The 17,300-nt window shown below is 51.7% G+C and carries 13 protein-coding genes; 8 read left to right on the top strand and 5 right to left on the bottom strand.

The annotated features are described in order from the left end of the window. Nucleotides 1-81: 81 nt before the first annotated feature. On the bottom strand, nucleotides 82-978 hold the full coding sequence (locus MHH82_RS23705) for a LysR family transcriptional regulator (RefSeq protein WP_015736770.1): 897 nt from the start codon (nucleotides 976-978) through the stop codon (nucleotides 82-84). Between the two features lie 132 nt (nucleotides 979-1,110). Here MHH82_RS23705 and MHH82_RS23700 point away from each other — a divergent pair, with 132 nt between their 5' ends. Together MHH82_RS23700 and MHH82_RS23695 are read left to right on the top strand one after the other, a co-directional pair. Next, the gene (locus MHH82_RS23700; RefSeq protein ID WP_251498902.1) at nucleotides 1,111-2,031 is read left to right on the top strand and encodes an NADP-dependent oxidoreductase; all 921 of its coding nucleotides are present in this window, start codon (nucleotides 1,111-1,113) and stop codon (nucleotides 2,029-2,031) included. A gap of 278 nt (nucleotides 2,032-2,309) precedes the next feature. Then, nucleotides 2,310-3,215 carry a DUF4097 family beta strand repeat-containing protein gene (locus tag MHH82_RS23695; RefSeq protein ID WP_340968045.1) on the top strand — a complete coding sequence of 302 codons (906 nt, stop codon included), beginning with the start codon at nucleotides 2,310-2,312 and terminating at the stop codon, nucleotides 3,213-3,215. Nucleotides 3,216-3,302: 87 nt separating this feature from the next. Here the strand turns inward: MHH82_RS23695 and MHH82_RS23690 are convergent, their stop codons facing one another. The 3 genes from MHH82_RS23690 to MHH82_RS23680 all read right to left on the bottom strand — a co-directional run bounded on the left by MHH82_RS23690 (nucleotide 3,303) and on the right by MHH82_RS23680 (nucleotide 5,828). Further along, complete coding sequence (locus MHH82_RS23690; protein ID WP_340968042.1) at nucleotides 3,303-4,004, bottom strand: MerR family transcriptional regulator; 702 nt, start codon at nucleotides 4,002-4,004, stop codon at nucleotides 3,303-3,305. Nucleotides 4,005-4,134: 130 nt separating this feature from the next. After that, a complete protein-coding gene (locus MHH82_RS23685; protein WP_340968040.1) occupies nucleotides 4,135-5,001 on the bottom strand; it encodes an alpha/beta fold hydrolase in 867 nt (288 codons plus the stop codon). 203 nt (nucleotides 5,002-5,204) lie between these two features. Next, nucleotides 5,205-5,828 (bottom strand): CGNR zinc finger domain-containing protein, encoded by a 624-nt coding sequence (locus tag MHH82_RS23680; RefSeq protein ID WP_015736765.1) that lies wholly within the window; start codon nucleotides 5,826-5,828, stop codon nucleotides 5,205-5,207. Nucleotides 5,829-6,060: 232 nt separating this feature from the next. Here MHH82_RS23680 and uvrA point away from each other — a divergent pair, with 232 nt between their 5' ends. The 4 genes from uvrA (at nucleotide 6,061) to MHH82_RS23660 (ending at nucleotide 12,149) form a co-directional block, all read left to right on the top strand. Then, nucleotides 6,061-8,562, top strand: a complete 2,502-nt coding sequence (gene uvrA, locus MHH82_RS23675; RefSeq protein WP_340968037.1) for an excinuclease ABC subunit UvrA — start codon at nucleotides 6,061-6,063, stop codon at nucleotides 8,560-8,562. Between the two features lie 29 nt (nucleotides 8,563-8,591). Continuing rightward, nucleotides 8,592-10,355 (top strand): ABC transporter ATP-binding protein, encoded by a 1,764-nt coding sequence (locus tag MHH82_RS23670; RefSeq protein ID WP_340968035.1) that lies wholly within the window; start codon nucleotides 8,592-8,594, stop codon nucleotides 10,353-10,355. A 97-nt stretch (nucleotides 10,356-10,452) separates the two neighbouring features. Beyond that, complete coding sequence (locus MHH82_RS23665) at nucleotides 10,453-10,842, top strand: tautomerase family protein (RefSeq protein WP_015736762.1); 390 nt, start codon at nucleotides 10,453-10,455, stop codon at nucleotides 10,840-10,842. 404 nt (nucleotides 10,843-11,246) lie between these two features. After that, nucleotides 11,247-12,149, top strand: coding sequence for a LysR family transcriptional regulator (locus MHH82_RS23660; protein ID WP_009593611.1), 903 nt, complete (start codon nucleotides 11,247-11,249; stop codon nucleotides 12,147-12,149). 258 nt (nucleotides 12,150-12,407) lie between these two features. Here MHH82_RS23660 and MHH82_RS23655 read toward each other — a convergent pair whose 3' ends face one another. Continuing rightward, nucleotides 12,408-13,241: an AraC family transcriptional regulator gene (locus MHH82_RS23655; RefSeq protein ID WP_340968031.1), complete on the bottom strand. Its 834-nt coding sequence runs from the start codon at nucleotides 13,239-13,241 to the stop codon at nucleotides 12,408-12,410. Between the two features lie 199 nt (nucleotides 13,242-13,440). On the opposite strand from MHH82_RS23655, the gene MHH82_RS23650 reads away from it, so the two are divergent. Together MHH82_RS23650 and MHH82_RS23645 are read left to right on the top strand one after the other, a co-directional pair. Continuing rightward, nucleotides 13,441-15,942: a M60 family metallopeptidase gene (locus MHH82_RS23650; RefSeq protein ID WP_340968030.1), complete on the top strand. Its 2,502-nt coding sequence runs from the start codon at nucleotides 13,441-13,443 to the stop codon at nucleotides 15,940-15,942. Between the two features lie 165 nt (nucleotides 15,943-16,107). Next, nucleotides 16,108-17,298 carry a glycine C-acetyltransferase gene (locus tag MHH82_RS23645; protein WP_015736758.1) on the top strand — a complete coding sequence of 397 codons (1,191 nt, stop codon included), beginning with the start codon at nucleotides 16,108-16,110 and terminating at the stop codon, nucleotides 17,296-17,298. Nucleotides 17,299-17,300: the final 2 nt, after the last annotated feature.

Genomic DNA, 17,300 nt, shown 5'->3' with positions numbered 1-17,300 from the left:
CAACGTGCCCAAGTGGAATAGCCAGAGAGTGAAACGGCGCTGCAGGGTTTGAAATTTCGATATCATAAAAAACCACGTCGTTTACGACGTGGTTATGTCTCTCTTACCGTGATCCGCGTAATATTCGACGAGGTAATCGCGGAAGGAAATCGCGGCCTTGGACAAGTATCTGGATTCCAGCCATGCGATTTGGAATACCCGGCGTGCGAGAGGTTCTTGAATGCTGAGCTTCGTCAGCTTTAATTCCTCGCTGCTTCTGCATTCCCCGATTAAAGCCACGCCAAACCCCGAACGGACCAGATCGGCGATGGTCCCGGGGTCTTCCACCTCGCAGACGACCTTCGGTTGAAAACCGGCTTGTTTGCAAAACTCGTTATTCATCTTCTGATACGGATGGCCCTCTTTATAACCCACAAAGGATTCTCCGGCAGCCTCGCTTAAGCGGATGCGATTGTTTCCGGCTAAGCGGTGGGTGGGGGGGACTGCCAAGAACACTTCTTCCACGTGCAATGGCAAGCTGCGTATATCCGGATGCCGAACGGGCATGGAGGTCAGAAAGAAGTCCACTTCATTATGTTCAATCGTCTGAACCATATCCTCCATCGAGGACTGGATAATATGAAAGTTGACCTTCGGATGTTCGCGCAGAAACAAGCGTAAAGGCTCGCGGAGCTGCTCCATGTTGGACAAGGCCAAATGAATGCGCCCATGCTCCAGCCCCGCAAGATCTTCCACTTCCCGCCTTCCCTCTTCCAGCAGCTGCAGGGCAGCTTTGGCTTTCGCCAAAAATGCTCTGCCGAACGGATTAAGGCGGATTTGCCTGCCTTGGCGTTCAAATAACGGAACCCCGAGATTCTCTTCGAGTCTGGAGATCGTCTTGCTGAGCGCCGGCTGAGCAATATGGAGCTCCTCTGCGGCTTTGGTCATATGTTCAAGCCTTGCTACGGTAACAAAATACTTCAGCTGCAACATTTCCATTACGGTTCACCGTCCCTGCTTATATACTCCAGTATATATATACATAGATTATTTTGTATTTTTTATTATCTATCGATGATTATAGAATGGTCTCAGAAACAAGATCAAGGGATGTATGAAAGGATGATCGATATGAAAGCAGCTGCGTTCAGTACGATTGGACCGCCGGAAGTTTTGCGCGTTATGGACTTCGAAGATCCCAAGGCCGGCAACGGCCAGATAAGAGTTAACATCAAGGCTGCAGGCGTGCAGCCGGCCGACTGCGGAATCAGGGGGAGCGGCTGGGCGCCGCCCGGGGTGACATTGCGGATGCCGCAAATCCTCGGCAACGAATTCGCCGGAACGGTTGATCAGGTAGGAGAGGGAGTGACGGAATTTGAAGTTGGGGATGACGTCATTGGCTGGTCACTACTCGCCTGCTACGCTGAATATGTCGTGGTCAGCGCAGACCAAGTTGTACGGAAACCCGATTCGATGCCATGGGAGGAAGCGGGTGCCTTGACCGCATCAGGGCAAACCGCCCATACGGCACTTGGGATGCTAGGGGTTGGCCATAAGGATACGGTTTTGATTCATGCGGCAGCGGGGGGAGTCGGCTCCTTTGCCGTCCAGATCGCTCGAGCCTGGGGAGCGCGGGTCATCGGGACCGCAAGCGAGGGAAATCATGATTATCTTCGTTCGCTGGGCGCCGTTCCCGTTGTTTATGGACCAGGCCTTGTAGACCGGGTCAAGGCTTGCGCCCCCGAGGGAGTGACAGCCGCGCTGGATGCCGCCGGCGAAGAAGCGCTGCGGGCCTCGGTGGAGCTTGTCGGCGACCGAAGCCGCATCGGAACGATCGTGGCCTTCGATCTGGTAGAAGAATTGGGGGTGCGCCCGATCCGCAGCCAGCGCTCCAAGGATCGATTAGCGGAACTGGTCCAAATGTATGAACAAGGGAAGCTGAAAATCCATGTGTCGCAGACGTTCTCGCTGAGCGAAGCGGCGGAAGCGCATCGTGCCGTGGAATCCGGTCATGTTTGGGGAAAGGTCGTGCTGCGGATAGACCAGCCATGAGAACCATGATTTAGAGAAAAGGGTTGTTCCAAGAGTAGATCTTTTACTGCGGCAACTCCCTTTTCTTTTCTTTAGCTTTGTCCCCGAATTTCTACCGTTACAAAACCATGATTGAAATTTGGAGGCAACAGCGATTGGAAGAATGATCCGTACGTGCAGCGTCATACAAAAGACGGAGGGGGCGTCCCAGACTAAGGTCCAGGAAGAAACTGGTCCGCGGCAGCGTGTGAACTTTTCCCTCCACGATATAATGGACATATACATAAACAGGAATGGACGTGGAGGATTTGAAGAGAAAACAGAGCATGATGGCCGTGAAAATTTCGTCGCTGTTGATATTTGCCGTGCTGGTCGGATGCGACGCTGCCCAAAATGCCGATGAAGCGGTAAACCGGGAGCTTGATAAATTAGCGGGAATCGGGAACATAGCCGGCGAATCAGCGATAGCCATCAGCGATCAAGTAAAGCGGGAAGGGAAGGAGTTCGAATGGACGACGGCTCAGGAAGCCGGCACGGCCGAGGGACTGGTCATCGACCATGCCGTAGGCAATATCGAGCTTATCGCGGTACAAGGTAGCGAGGTCAACGTGAAAACAACCGTATGGTTCAACGACAGTTTTTTCAAGAACGATAACATTCGCACCCAGGTGACGGAGCAGGCCGCTACCTCCTTGGCGCTCCAGGACGGCATGCTGGAATTAAGGACGCATCCTAGAGACGATTCCAACATTAGCCTGTGGGACTGGTCGCAGAAGCAGTTCGGCGATTCCGGATTCATGATTGATTATGTGATCGAGGTACCGGAAGCCCTACAGAATATCCGTATCAAAAATGATGTCGGGAAGGTAAGGGTGAACGAGTTGAAGGGGGCTTTCGAGCTGCAGCTGGGAGCCGGGGAAGTTCAGCTCAACCAAACGGAAATCACGGGCAGCTCCAGGATCGTATCCGAAGCGGGCAGCATCAAGCTGGATATTGGGCAGATCGACCAGGACGGCTCGCTGACGGCCAACACATCGGCAGGCAGCATCACCGCTGCGTTCGCGCCGTCCATGAAATATACGCTGAATACCGAAACCGAGCTTGGACAGATTACAGGAGCAAGCCGGGGACAGAGCGACGTCAACGGCGGCGGAGCGAAAATATCCCTGACGACCTCGATCGGTTCCATCAAGGTTAATCCATAAGCGGCACATACACACAAACAAACCCGGATGAGGCTCCGGGTTTGTTTTTTTGTTACAGCAATAGCCAATGAGCGAATGGATAGCGAATTACATTAACTTCAATACTTGGCACAATTGATATAAGTAGTGTACGCCGCGTATCTGGTTATGATTGAGGTGATTGAGGTACACCAGCGTGTCCTTGAGCACCCGTCTGGCGTTATGAACCTGATGATGCTCGAGCTCATGCAGGACGTCCTTGATGACTTCAAGCGGGTAATTGGCTGAGCGGAGAATCCGAATGATCATAATCTGCCGGATTTGGGCACCATCGAATTTCCGGTAGCCGTTATCCTGATCCCGCGGCAGGATAAGAACGCCTTCCTTCTCCCAATGGCGGATGGCCGAGGAGGGAACGCCGATCTCGGCCGCAACCTCCCCGATGGTCAGCTCTTTCTTGCGGCCTCGGGCATCGACTGCGTCAAGCTGCTCCGTTTCCAGAATGCGGATGGTCCGCTCCGCAAGGATTTTATCCTGCTGGAGGCGGGCTTGCACCTCGCTTACGATCCAGAGCGCATCATCCAGCTCCCTTTCCTGCAGCTTCTTCATGACTTGCTTCGTCACGTCTACGCCGAAACCGGGAAACATGGCGCGGATGCACTCGAAATAAGCGACATGCTCCTCGGTATATAACCGGTAGCCGTTCGGCGCACGCTCGGCAGGAGGGACAATTCCCCATTTCTCATAGTGCTTGAGCGCACTTGTGGTAATCCCGAGTTTCTTGGCGATATCAATCGGTCGGATGCCCATGATGTCCCCCCTACTTCATCCGGATCTGCCTGAATCCTTACTTATTGGGGGATTGTATCATGAAGTGCGTTTCCGAGAAAAGACGGATGAAAAAATAACCTGTCACCTTTGGTTTGAATCATGCTCAGAATCATTGCCGTTCCAAAAATGCCCGGATGTATTGAACGATTTCCGGTCCATGGGATTCCAATGCAAAATGACCGGCACCCTTCAGAAGATGCAGCTCGGCATTAGGCAAATCACGCAGATACGGATGGGCTCCGTTCTCAGGGAAGATGTGGTCGCCTTGCCCCCACACAATCAGGGTTGGCGGCTGAGCATTGCGGAAATATTGCTGCCAAGCCGGATACAAGGGAGGATTCGATCCGTAATCCAGGAACAAATCCAGTTGAATATCCTGGTTGCCGGGACGGTCGAGCAGCGCTTGATCCAAGGTATAAGTGTCCGGGCTGATGAGCGAGGCGTCATCGACTCCATGCGTATACTGCCACTTCGTTGCCTCGATGCTGGTAAGCCAGCGCAGAGCCTCGCGTTTATCCGGGTTTGCCGGATCTTCCCAGTAAGCTTTAATGGGATTCCAGAATTCTTCGAGTCCCTCATCGTAGGCGTTCCCGTTCTGAATGATCAGGCCTCGGATCCGCTCGGGATGTCGCGCCGCGATCCGGAACCCGACGGGTGCACCATAGTCCATCAAGTACATATAGAAGGTCTGGATATTTAATTGTGCCAGCAATTCTTCGATGAGCTGACTGAAATGGTCAAAGCTGTAACGGAACTGATCATGGTCTGGCGCGCTGCTGTAACCAAATCCCGGATAATCAGGTGCGATCACATGATACTGATCGGCAAGGGACGGAATCAATTGACGATACATATGGCTGGAAGTCGGGAAACCATGCAGCAGTAATACGACAGGCGAGCCGGGAGCTCCTGCTTCACGGTAAAAAATGTCCAAACCGTTGATTTGAGCCGTATGATACTGGATTTTATTTTCCATTGGATAAACGCCTCCTTGAATACCTGCGATTTTTTTATGAAGCGATTGCTATGTAGATCCTTTTGACTGGTCGTCATTTATTTGTAGAACACTTCCCTCCTTTTTATTAACCATCATAACTCATTTAAGGGTATTATATATCCCGAATATTAACCTGTAAAGTTTTGTTTTGGGTATTAAAAAAGGAATCTTAGACGGTATATCTAAGATTCCTTCGTTTGTTGTTTCTGACGCTCCAGATAGGCAGCGACCTTCATGCGGTTTCCGCATGTTTTGGGGCTGCACCAGCGCCTTGTGCCGTTTTTGCTATTGTCGTAAAAGCGAAGCACGCACGCCGGATTTTCGCATTTTTTCACCAGCTTCAAGTCATGGGTCGTTAAAAAATCAACGGCAGATGCGGCGATCGGGCTCAGCAGGTCCAGCGGCTTCCGAAAAAGCATCCGGCTTTTGCGGCTGTACGCGCTGTCTTCGGCCACAAGCACGGTACGCATGATTTGCTCCTTCAGCAGCCCGTTGATGAACTGCAGGCTTGCTTCGGTTGAACTCTCGTTCGCACTGCCCGGCTGAATCAGATGAAAGATGTGGTGGCGGAGCAATCTGGCGGACTCCACGATCCGGGCTTCCTCCTCGTTGCCGTTATATACCGCCTTGCGCAGGTTGCGTTCCGCCTCCGACAGCAGGTTCGCCTTCACCATCCAATCCATTAAAGAATCGAAAGTATCCAGCAAATCCAGCGGCTGAGCGTTGACAGCGATCTTGGTATTCACGAAATCCAGCACGGGATGGTTGCCAATAAAATAAAATTCGGGTGCGATTTTTTTCGGCATGGGTACCTCTCCTCTGAACACACGATACGTAGCGTAGATATTTATAGCCTATTATAAAGTCAATTGCGGTGCACAGACAACCAACAGGGCTTCAAACATTGTACATAAACCTTAAAGCTCCGTGACGGCTTTCGCCGTTAAAAACAGTGGTGGAGCAACCTTCGCAGGATTGAAATTTTGTACTTGCATCAATGTTGTAAGATGGGTTTGTAAAATGAAGGAGGTAGGGAAGATGGAAGGAACGATTAAGATTCGCGGTGCCAGGGAGAACAATCTGAAAAATGTTTCGCTTGAGATTCCAAAATACAAACTGGTCGTCATGACAGGTCCGTCCGGCTCGGGGAAGTCTACGCTGGCCATGGATACGCTGCAGCGGGAATGTCAGCGGCAGTACATGGAATCCATGGGCATGGTGTCGGACTCGGTCAGCAAGCCGAAGGTGGATTCGATTGAAGGGCTCTCCCCGTCGATCAGCGTGGGTCAGCACATTACGAACCGAAACCCGAGATCCACCATCGGAACGGTGACGGATATCTACACGCTGCTCCGGATACTGTTTGCCAAGCTTGGGGAACGAAGCTGTCCTTCCTGCGGCGACAGGGTGATACCGAGCGTGGACGGAGAAGCCTATCACGGTCCCTCTGACGAGGAAGAGATCAGCGATTCCCACGAGACGGTTCATTGTAGGCGATGCGGTCATGGTCTCGACAAATTGACGATGTCGCATTTTTCCTTTAACAAGCCGGAAGGCGCATGCGAAACGTGCAGCGGACTCGGTCAAACGGTCAGCCTGAACCTGGATGCCGTGTTCCAGCTTGACTTAAGCCTAAGAGACGGCGGGGTGGCAATATGGTACAGCGCTCTCACCGATTATAACATCAGCATTCTGAAAGCAGCAGCCAAATATTACGGGTTTGTGTTCGATGAGTTTATGCCGCTTCGGGATTATGGCGACGTTCAGCGCGATCTCCTGTATTACGGCGTGGAGAGCGAGCCGTTCAGCCGGCATTTTCCTGACGTGAAGCCGCCGAAGTCCGTAGGACAAGGCAAGTACGAGGGCGTAGTCACCGGAATATGGAGAAGGTACCGGGAGAAGGGGAGCGAGTCCGGGGAAGCGTCCCTGTTTCATGAGCATGTCTGTCCGGATTGCCACGGAACAAAGCTGAAGGAGGACAGCCGCCGCGTCCGGATTGACGGCGTCTCCATTAACGAAGTTAACGCCTGGTCGATCGGGGAAGCCTTGAACTGGATGGAGGCACTGCTGAAGAAGCTGACGGCGGACCAATTAATGATTGTGGAACCGCTCATTCATGATTCCGTCGTGAGACTAAAGCGCATCATGGATGTCGGGCTGGGTTACATGTCCATGGAGAGGCAGGTCGTCACGATGTCGGGCGGGGAAGCCCAGAGGCTGCGGCTCGCATCGATTCTGGGATCAGGCCTCACGGGGGTACTTTACATTTTGGACGAACCGACAACGGGACTGCATCCCAAAGATACCAGGGGACTTATCCAGGTTCTGAAGCAACTGAGGGATCTCGGCAACACGGTGCTTGTCATTGAGCATGACGAAGAAGTGATGCGGGCCGCCGATCATATCATTGATATCGGACCGGGTGCGGGAACGATGGGCGGCACGGTCGTCGGTCAAGGAACGCTGGAGGAATTGATCCGCAATCCCCAGTCCGTGACCGGATCGTATTTCCGGGATCACACGATGCTGGCGGCTCCGAGTCGGCGTAGGACTGGAAACGGCAACCTGCTGACGATCGAGGACGCACATCTGAGAAATCTGAAACATATTACGACCTCTTTCCCGCTAGGCTGTCTTATATCGGTGACAGGCGTATCGGGATCTGGTAAATCCACGCTTTTATTCGATCTTCTGGCGGAATCCGGAAGCGATCAATCAACTCCAATCGGCTGCAAAGCCATCACGGGCTGGGAATCGGTGGGACAGCTGATCAAGGTTGACCAATCGCCGGTATCCCGAATGCAGCGCTCTAACATTGCTACCTATACGGATGTTTACACTCATATCAGAAACTGGTACGCCAGCTTGCCGGAAGCTAAACAGAATCATTTAACGGCCAAGCACTTCTCCTTTAATACGCAAGGCGGGCGCTGTGAGACGTGCCAAGGTCTTGGCGTCGTGTCCGTGCATATGCACTTTCTGCCGGAGCTGGAAGTACGCTGCCCGGACTGCAAGGGCAAGCGCTTCAAGGAAGAGGTTCTCCGCGTGACTTTTAACGGTTACACCATCTCCGATATTTTGAACATGACGATTGGGGAAAGTCTTGCCCTTCTGGAAGTGAAGCCAAAGATCATGGAATTGACCCGGCTGCTCTGCGATGTCGGACTTGGATATTTGAAGTGGGGACAATCGGTGAGCACCCTGTCGGGCGGCGAGGGACAACGGATCAAATTAGCAAAGGAACTGAGTAAAAAAACGAAAAACCACACGCTCTATTTGCTGGACGAACCCTCGACAGGGCTTCACCCTGGAGACGTCAGGCAGCTTCTCGTCCTGTTAAACCGTTTGGTGGATGCGGGGAACACCGTGATGTTGGTTGAGCACAATCTGGACCTGATCTGGAATTCCGATTGGATCATCGATATCGGGCCTGGCGGGGGAGCAGCCGGCGGATCCCTGGTGGCGACAGGAACGCCCGAAGAAGTGGCTTCAGTGGAAGCCTCGTTTACCGGCCGCTTTATCAAAGAAATCTATATGTGACGGGTTGAACGAGAAGGGAGGAAGTTTGAATGGAGCAAACCGTAGATGAGAAAGGCAAGGTAACAAAAACCACGGTTCGATATTTTATCAAGCTGCTGCGTTCTTCGGGCATTCCGAAGCTGATGCTTTTTCTGGCGATCGTATTAAGTTTGGTCGGGGCGGTGACGGGACTTATCGTCCCGCTCATCACCGGCCAGCTCATCGATAATTTCGCCGTAGATGCGTTTAATATTCGCATGGTCGGCTTTCTGGCCGTCCTGTTCCTGCTGGAAGCCGTGGCCAGCGGACTTTCGTATTATATGCTTGCCTATGTCGGGAACCAGACGGTGAACAAAATTCGAAAACGGCTCTGGACGAAGGTGCTGGCCCTGCCGGTTCCGTTCTTCGACAAGCATCGCTCGGCTGAGACGATGAGCCGTGTGACCAACGATACGAATGAAGTAAAGACGCTGATCACGGATCATCTGATCGCTTTTTGCTCGAATCTGCTGACCGTTCTGGGGGCTGTTGCGATCCTGTTTTACCTGGATTGGCGGATGACCCTCATCATCCTGATCGCCGTTCCGGTCGGGTTCGGCATTTTGATGCCCATCGGCGGAAAAATGTACAAAATCTCCATCAGCATGTATGGACAGCTGGCCCAGCTGTCCGCCATGCTGACCCAGGTGATCGGCGAGATCAGGCTGGTGAAAGCCTCCAATGCAGAGCGGAGGGAGGAGAAAAGCGGGTATGAGGATATGGACAGCCTGTACCGTTTCGGCATGAAGGAAGCCAAGATTAACTCGGTTCTGATTCCGTTGATGTCGATGGTCATGGTCGTTCTGCTGGTGGTCATCATCGGATACGGCGGCGTTCGCGTTTCTTCCGGTGCGCTCAGCGCAGGCGAGCTGGTATCGTTTATCCTGCTGCTCTTCCAAATCATGTTTCCTTTCAGCCAGTTCGCCACGTTTTACTCCCAGCTCCAGAAGGTGATGGCGGCAACCGAGAGATTGCGGCTTATCCTTGAATTCGAACCGGAGAGCGATCATCGTGCGGTGCGGTCGGCACCGGAAGGTCATCGGGACGTTGAATTCAAAAAGGTTACGTTTGCTTACCATGAAGGTGAAACCATTCTGTCCGACGTAACCTTTTCCATTCCAGCCAAGAAGGTTACTGCCCTGGTCGGGCCCAGCGGCAGCGGCAAAACCACGGTATTCTCCTTGATTGAGCGGTTCTATGCGCCATCCGGCGGGGAGATTTGCTTCGGTTCGGAAGCGATCCGCGATTATACGCTGGAGTCCTGGCGGCGAAAGCTCGGATATGTGTCCCAGGACAGCCCGCTCATGACCGGAACGATTCGGGACAATATCATCTATGGGCGGGAGGAGCCGGTCTCCGACGAGGAGATTGCGGAAGCAGCGCGGCTCGCGTACGCGGAAGGGTTTATCGAGGCCTTGCCGAGAGGGTACAACACGGAGGTTGGCGAGCGGGGTATCCAGTTATCCGGAGGTCAGCGCCAACGGGTCGCGATTGCAAGGGCTTTGCTGCGGAAGCCGGACATCCTGCTGCTGGATGAAGCGACGGCAAGCCTGGACAGCGACTCCGAGCACGAAGTGCAGAAGGCGCTGAACAATCTGATGGTGGAACGAACGACCGTGGTCATCGCGCACCGGTTATCGACGGTCGTCAAGGCGGACCAGATTATTGTGCTTGAGAAGGGTCATATTACGGGAAGCGGCACGCATGAAGAATTGATCCGAAGCCATCCGTCCTATGTCGAGTGGGCGAAGAAGCAGTTCCAGACCGGGGAATAGGGACGGGGCAGGAAGGATTATTTACTGCCTGAAACGAATATAACGACAAGGTGACATAGCCTTTAGTTTAGATGAGATTAGAGGAGATGAGCAGAGCATGGCACAGATCAAAATTTACGGCGTCCGGGAGCGGCTGAACCCGGTGAAGGAGCAGCTGTCGGAAGTGATACATTCGTGCGTGGTAGACGCATTTGAACTTCCGGCGGATAAGAAATTTCATCGTTTTTTTCCCATGAGTCGGGAGGATTTCTACTTCCCTGACGGGAGAACTGATCGTTACACGGTGATCGAGATCAGCATATTTGAAGGCCGGACGGTGGAGGCTAAGAAACAGCTGATTCGATTGCTGTTTGAACGGATTCAGCAAACGCTGCATGTCTCTTCCCAGGACGTGGAGATTACGATTTTCGAAACGCCGCAGCACAACTGGGGAATCCGTGGGCTTCCCGGGGATGAACTGGCTTTAGGGTATAAGGTGAATATTTAGAGGCTTAGCTAGTATTAACAATTGCAAACAAGCGCTCGATTACCGCTGGCTCCGGAAGCCTGGTGATCGGCGCTTGTTTTTTGTTCATTCGTGTTTATTTACGGTGGCACTCCCGATTTCGTAAGGCGTAACCCCCTCATACATGAGATGCATCGACATCCCGGCCGCGGCATGGTCCAAATTTATTGCTCTGTATTCGTTTTGCATTCAGCGTACGGACCAAATGTGTAGAACTGTTGGAGATGATCTTTACATTATGTAAAGGATCCCTTCTTATCGTGAAAAAGGGTTATAATGGTTCTTAAAAAGAGGGATAGGACTAGTCGCATTGGAAACGCGATTGTTTTGTGCTTGTGGAAGAAAAATATGTTCTTGAACGTGAAGTATAAAAAGGGGGAATCACATTGACCTTACAACAATTAAAGTATGCCATCGAAGTTGCCAATCGTGGTTCCATGAACGAGGCGGCCAAACGACTATTTATTTCCCAGCCCAGCCTGTCCAACGCGATCAAGGATCTGGAGGAAGAGCTTCGCATTACGATATTCGAGCGGACGAACAAAGGAATATCCTTGTCCAAAGAAGGCGCGGAGTTTCTCGGCTATGCGCGGCAGGTGGTGGAGCAGGCAGAGCTTCTGGAAGGGCGTTATCTGAACGCAAAGCCTTCCCCGCAGCATTTTTCGGTATCCACGCAGCACTACGCCTTTGCGGTCAATGCCTTCGTGAAGCTGGTCCAGGAATACGGGCAGGATGAGTACGAATTGGCGCTGAGAGAGACGAAGACCTACGAAATCATCCAGGACGTCAAAACCCTGCGCAGCGAGATCGGCATTCTCTACCTGAACGAATTCAATGCCAAGGTGATCAACAAGCTACTGAAGGATGCAGGGCTTCAGTTTACCAGCTTGTTTACGGCGAGGCCGCATATTTTTATTAGCATCAAAAATCCGCTGGCCAAGCAGTCCATCGTGACCATTGACGAGCTTCAGAATTATCCGTATTTATCCTTCGAGCAGGGGGAATACAATTCGTTCCACTTCTCGGAGGAAATCCTCAGCACGCTGTCTCACAAAAAAAGCATCCGGGTCAATGACCGTGCAACCCTGTTCAATCTGCTGATCGGTCTGAACGGGTATACCATTTCGACCGGGGTGCTGAGCGCCGACCTGAACGGGAACGAGATTATTCCGGTTCCGCTCGCCTGCGATGAGACGATCAACGTCGGATGGATCAGCCATAAAAACGCGACCCTGTCCAAGCTTGCCGCAGCTTACGTCGAGGCGCTGCATGAAGCGATTGCCACTTGAATTTGCGGATATAGCTTCCGGCCATCGCTAGCCTGATTATTACGGCTCACGGATGGCGCGGCAACAATCATACCACATGGGTGGGCTTCATCCGGCGGATACGAGTCTGTGGCCGAGCATCTATACGGCATAGCAGCAAATGGGAGAAACTGAGTTTCATTAAAGAGACCGCGGACGAAATAGGGAAATAAGTTGTCACTTCTTCATCTCCCTGGGAGTATCGGAATCACATTCCGGAACATCCCAGGGAGATTTTTATTAGCGGTTCGACATGATCTGGTTACGGAATTCCCCCGGTGACATGTTAGTGAATTGCTTGAATACCCGGCATAAATAATGAACCTCCATCCCCACCCTTCTTCCGATCTCCTCCAGTGTTAAATCCGTGGTCATCAATAGACCCTTTGTTTTCTCGATTCTGACTTTAATAATATACTGCACGGGTGTCATCTTCATTTTGGATTTGAAGAAGCGGATGAAATAGTTGGGATTATAATGGATAAGTCCTGCCAGCTGTTCCACGCTGACGTTATCGTTGATATGCTCTTCGATATACTGGAATACTGCGTTCAGCTTCTGCATATCAGGCAGCATGGACAGCGAGATTTGGCGATCGGGAACGATGTCAAGATAATGTCGGACAAGCTTCATCAATATTTCGTTCCTTTGCAGTGGTGCGGTCCAAGCGCTGCTCCGATAGGCATCGATCAGTTCATTGAATAACCGTTCCATATATGACTCGTCCGGTACATCCAGCACGTGGGGAAGATGAATTAGCTGAAACAAGTTCAGGGTGTCCACCTTGGCGGTAAAATGGCACCAGAACTTCCTGTAGGTATTGTCGTTGACGACAGAGATGGAATGAACCGATCCGGCTGGCATGAGCACGATTTGCCCGGGGGAGGGAAAATATTCTTGTTCGTCGATCTTAATCCAGCCTTCCCCTTCCCTTATAAAATAAAGGGCGTTATAGGACGGCCTCATATTAAAGAAGCGCCAGTTCTGGGACACTTTATCAACCTTGGCAATGGATAAGCGAAGATTCGCGTTAGCCAGGTAATTCTGAATCAACTTCAGGTGGTTAATATCCATTGGCTGCCCCCTACCGGTTGTGTATTTTGGATACATTGTTGTGTTTTTTATGCATTTCAAATCCGAGCGGCATTCATTAAGCTAAATGAGGAACAGCATTCAATGACATATCAAGGGGGAGGTAATGACTTCAAAGCTTATGGCTGATCTGCCATTCCACCAGAATTTCCAATGAAGTCGAGGAGGAATCGATAAAGGAATGAAGATGATGAAACGGATTAAGAAATACACAGTAATCGGGTCCGCCGTATTATTAATGACCGCATCCATTGCAGCTGCCGAACCTGCGGAGATCAGTAAACATACGGTAACGGCTTTTTCGCAGGCAGACGTCACCGGACCAACCGAGCTTCAATCATCCGGATTGGCTGATGCTTCTTGGTCGGCTGGAACGCCGCTCGACGTGCTTAAGAACGATTTCAGCATATTTTATAAGGATTTGCAAGCGATACCATATTTCGCTGGCGGCGGTGTTGCTGCAGTAGGGGATGCGGCATTCAATATCAACGTGCCCGATTATATTCCAACGATTTCGGCAGCCCGTTACGGTAAAGGGCGTATCGTTGTCGCCGGGAGCAAGGAGTATTTTAATCTGACTGAGTCGGCGGGGGATACTGCCGGAAAACTGGCCCGGAATATTTTATGGTGGCTGACCGAAGATGCCACCACGAATCAAGGTCAAGGAAACGATCATACGAACCGCTACGAAGATGCATTGAAGAAATCTGGGAAGAAGATTCGATTGATAACTACCTCCGCCGGGCTTGCGGTAAACCCGGATTTGCCCATCGAATTGGTGAAAATCGACAGTTGGGATTCCGTAAACCTGAATCCGCAAAAATACGCGGCAGCCTATGTAGACCATACGATGAAGGAAAAGGATCTGGAAGCGCTGGATCAATATCTACGGTCAGGCGGCGGCATTGTCGTGGCGGATAACCTGAGCGGCATCGAGGGAATAACGCGTGATACCACAGAGGAAATCGTGCTTCAGGTAGGCAATCTGAGGGGAGCCAGACTGAGCCGTGATTTTGCGATTCAAAAGCTGCTTAACCGGGCTGGGCTGACGCTGATGAACAGAGGTTCGGAGTCAAGTGTGGGCGAATCGGCATTGACCTATGAGCAAGCCAACGATCATCATATCAAGACACGGCTTGCTCAAGGCAAGGAAGTGGAAGAGGGAACGATCACTTACGATCAAATCGATATCGGTCCGCCGGGCACCCCTGCGAACAAAAAACAGGAGCGGCTCTACCATATACTAAACGAGACGCTCGAAACGTTATCCAGCGAATCCCCCCTGAACGCTTGGGCAGATACAGAGGCCGGCAGCCTGCCGCCCGCCGAGTTCCCGATCCAAAAATTTCAGCAGCCCTATACGAATGCGCTGCATAACTTCCGCTTCAGTCATTTTACCTTGGATCCGGCCAACGAGAAATCTCCGTATGCCGACGCATTTCCGGGAGTAGTTTCGGAGGAAGCGGCCATCGTTAACGACCGGGAAGTCGAGGTCGACTTTGATTTCCCCAACACGATGTACACGCACGCCCTTCCGTCGAAAAACTGGATCAGTACCGGATTGTATGCACCCCCCGGTAAAGTCATTACGCTTGAAGTACCGGAAGGCGTGGAGCATTTAACGGTTCAAATCGGTTCGCATGATGACGATTTGAGAGGATCCGGCAAGTGGGAACGAGTTCCGCTTATCGTTAACCACCAGAAGCTGACCCCGGGCATCCATCAAGTTAACAGCCCATATGGTGGACTCATATATCTCATTCCCCTAAAGGCGAAGAATGACTTTCGGGCAACCGTCAAGATCAGCGGGGCGGTGGAAGCACCGTATTACGTGCTTGGCAAGACTACGCTTGAGGAATGGGAGAGAATTCGCACCGGGCCGGTTGCCGTCCCTTTCGCGGAGCTTCAAGGCGAACGTATTATCCTGACGGTCCCCTCGGATTTGATTCGCCAAGTAGCCGATCCGGAGGAGTTGATGCGGACGTGGGATGAAATTTACGACAGTTATGATGAACTGGTAGGTCTTGATCCGGACAGGGCGATGCCGCATACCGCCCATCAATTGAATCGTCGTTACGTCGCCGACGGACAGATCTCTTCGGGGGCAATGCATGCGGGATATCCAATCATGCTGCCGTTCAGTTATGCAGCCAACCTGCTGGATGTTCATTATGTAAAAACAAGCGCTTGGGGATTCTGGCATGAACTTGGGCATGAATACCAGCAGCGGACATGGACCTGGAGCGATGTCGGGGAAGTGACCGTTAACCTGTTCTCGCTTTACACCCAAGAAAAGTACGGGAATGCCTCCGAACTATTGAAAGTCGGGAATGACGGCAAGGATTACTACGAACGGGGGATCGCATTTGTTGAGAACAAAGACCCGGCAAAAAAATACGGCCAAATCGGCAATTATGAAAGACTGGTGATGTTCAAGCAGCTTCAGCTTGCTTACGGCTGGGAATTCTACACCCGGATATTCGAGACATACCGCGAATTATCTCGCGATGAAATTCAAGGCACGGTCGATACTTTTGCCGTCATAGCTTCTCAAACGGCTGGGGAGGACCTGACTGAATTTTTCGACAAATGGGCAATAGGCCTGACGGATGACGGAAGAGCAAGGATTGCCTCATTGAATTTGCCTGAGCCGCTAGCCGATATTTGGACGTTAAGAGAATAACCATGAATAAGCCATGCTTTCTCGGTTGAGGAAGCATGGTTTTTTTATTTATGCAATATAACATATTTTTGTACAGGATATTGCATGCGCGTGGCTTTTTGCATACAATGGAATGGTAAATGATATGTACGTTAAGATACTTCGGATCCACGGGAGGAATTTCATATGTCCAGTCAATCGTTAAGCGCTTTCTTACAGGATAATCTAACAGAACTCAAGCAGCAAGGACTCTATAATACGATCCAGCCTCTTGAAAGTCCGAATGGTCCGCTTATTACCATTCAGGGTCGTGAATTCGTGAATTTATCTTCCAACAACTATCTGGGTCTGGCGAATGATGAGCGATTGAAAGAAGCGGCCATCCGGGCTACGACCGATTTCGGGACCGGCAGCGGCGCCGTTCGCTCCATTAACGGAACGCTTGCACTTCATGTAGAGCTTGAGGAGAAGCTTGCTCAGTTCAAGGGAACCGAAGCGGTGCTGACCTATCAGTCCGGTTTCAATTGCAATATGGCGGCGATCTCGGCGGTGATGGGTGCCGGGGATGCGATTTTGTCGGATGAGCTGAACCATGCGTCCATTATTGACGGCTGTCGGTTGACCAAGGCGAAGGTTATTCGTTTTAACCATTCGGACATGGACGATTTGCGTTCGAAGGCCCAAGAAGCGAGAGAATCCGGTTTATATAACAAGATTATGGTCATTACCGACGGCGTGTTCTCGATGGACGGCGATATTGCGAAGCTCCCCGAAATCGTGGAGATCGCGGAGACCTATGATCTGATCACTTATGTGGACGATGCGCATGGCTCAGGTGTTCTTGGCGGCGGAGCAGGCACCGTGAAGCATTTCGGATTGTCGGAGCGAGTGGATATCCAGATCGGCACGCTGTCCAAAGCGGTTGGCGTTGTCGGCGGGTATGTTGCCGGATCACGGGATCTGGTCGATTGGCTCAAGGTCCGCAGCCGGCCGTTCCTGTTCTCCACGGCGCTGCCTCCAGGTACCGTGGCCGCTTGCATTACCGCTATCGACATCCTGCAGAACAGCAAAGACCTGCAAATGAAGCTGTGGGAGAACACCCGTTATCTGCAGGAAGGCCTTAATCGTCTTGGCTATTCCGTCGGCCGTACGGAAACGCCGATTACGCCTTGCATTATTGGAGATGAAGCAACCACCCAGAAATTCAGCACCAGATTGTATGAAGAAGGCGTGTATGCCAAATCGATCGTGTTCCCGACGGTGCCAAAAGGCACGGGAAGAGTTCGGAATATGCCAACCGCCATGCATACGAAGGAGATGCTGGATCGCGCACTTTCCGCATATGAAACCATCGGACGCGAGCTGGGTCTGATCTAATA

The sequence above is a fragment of the Bacillus sp. FSL K6-6540 genome (assembly GCF_038007545.1).
Note: the sequence above shows the minus strand (reverse complement) of the source record. Positions and strands in the feature narration are given on the sequence as shown.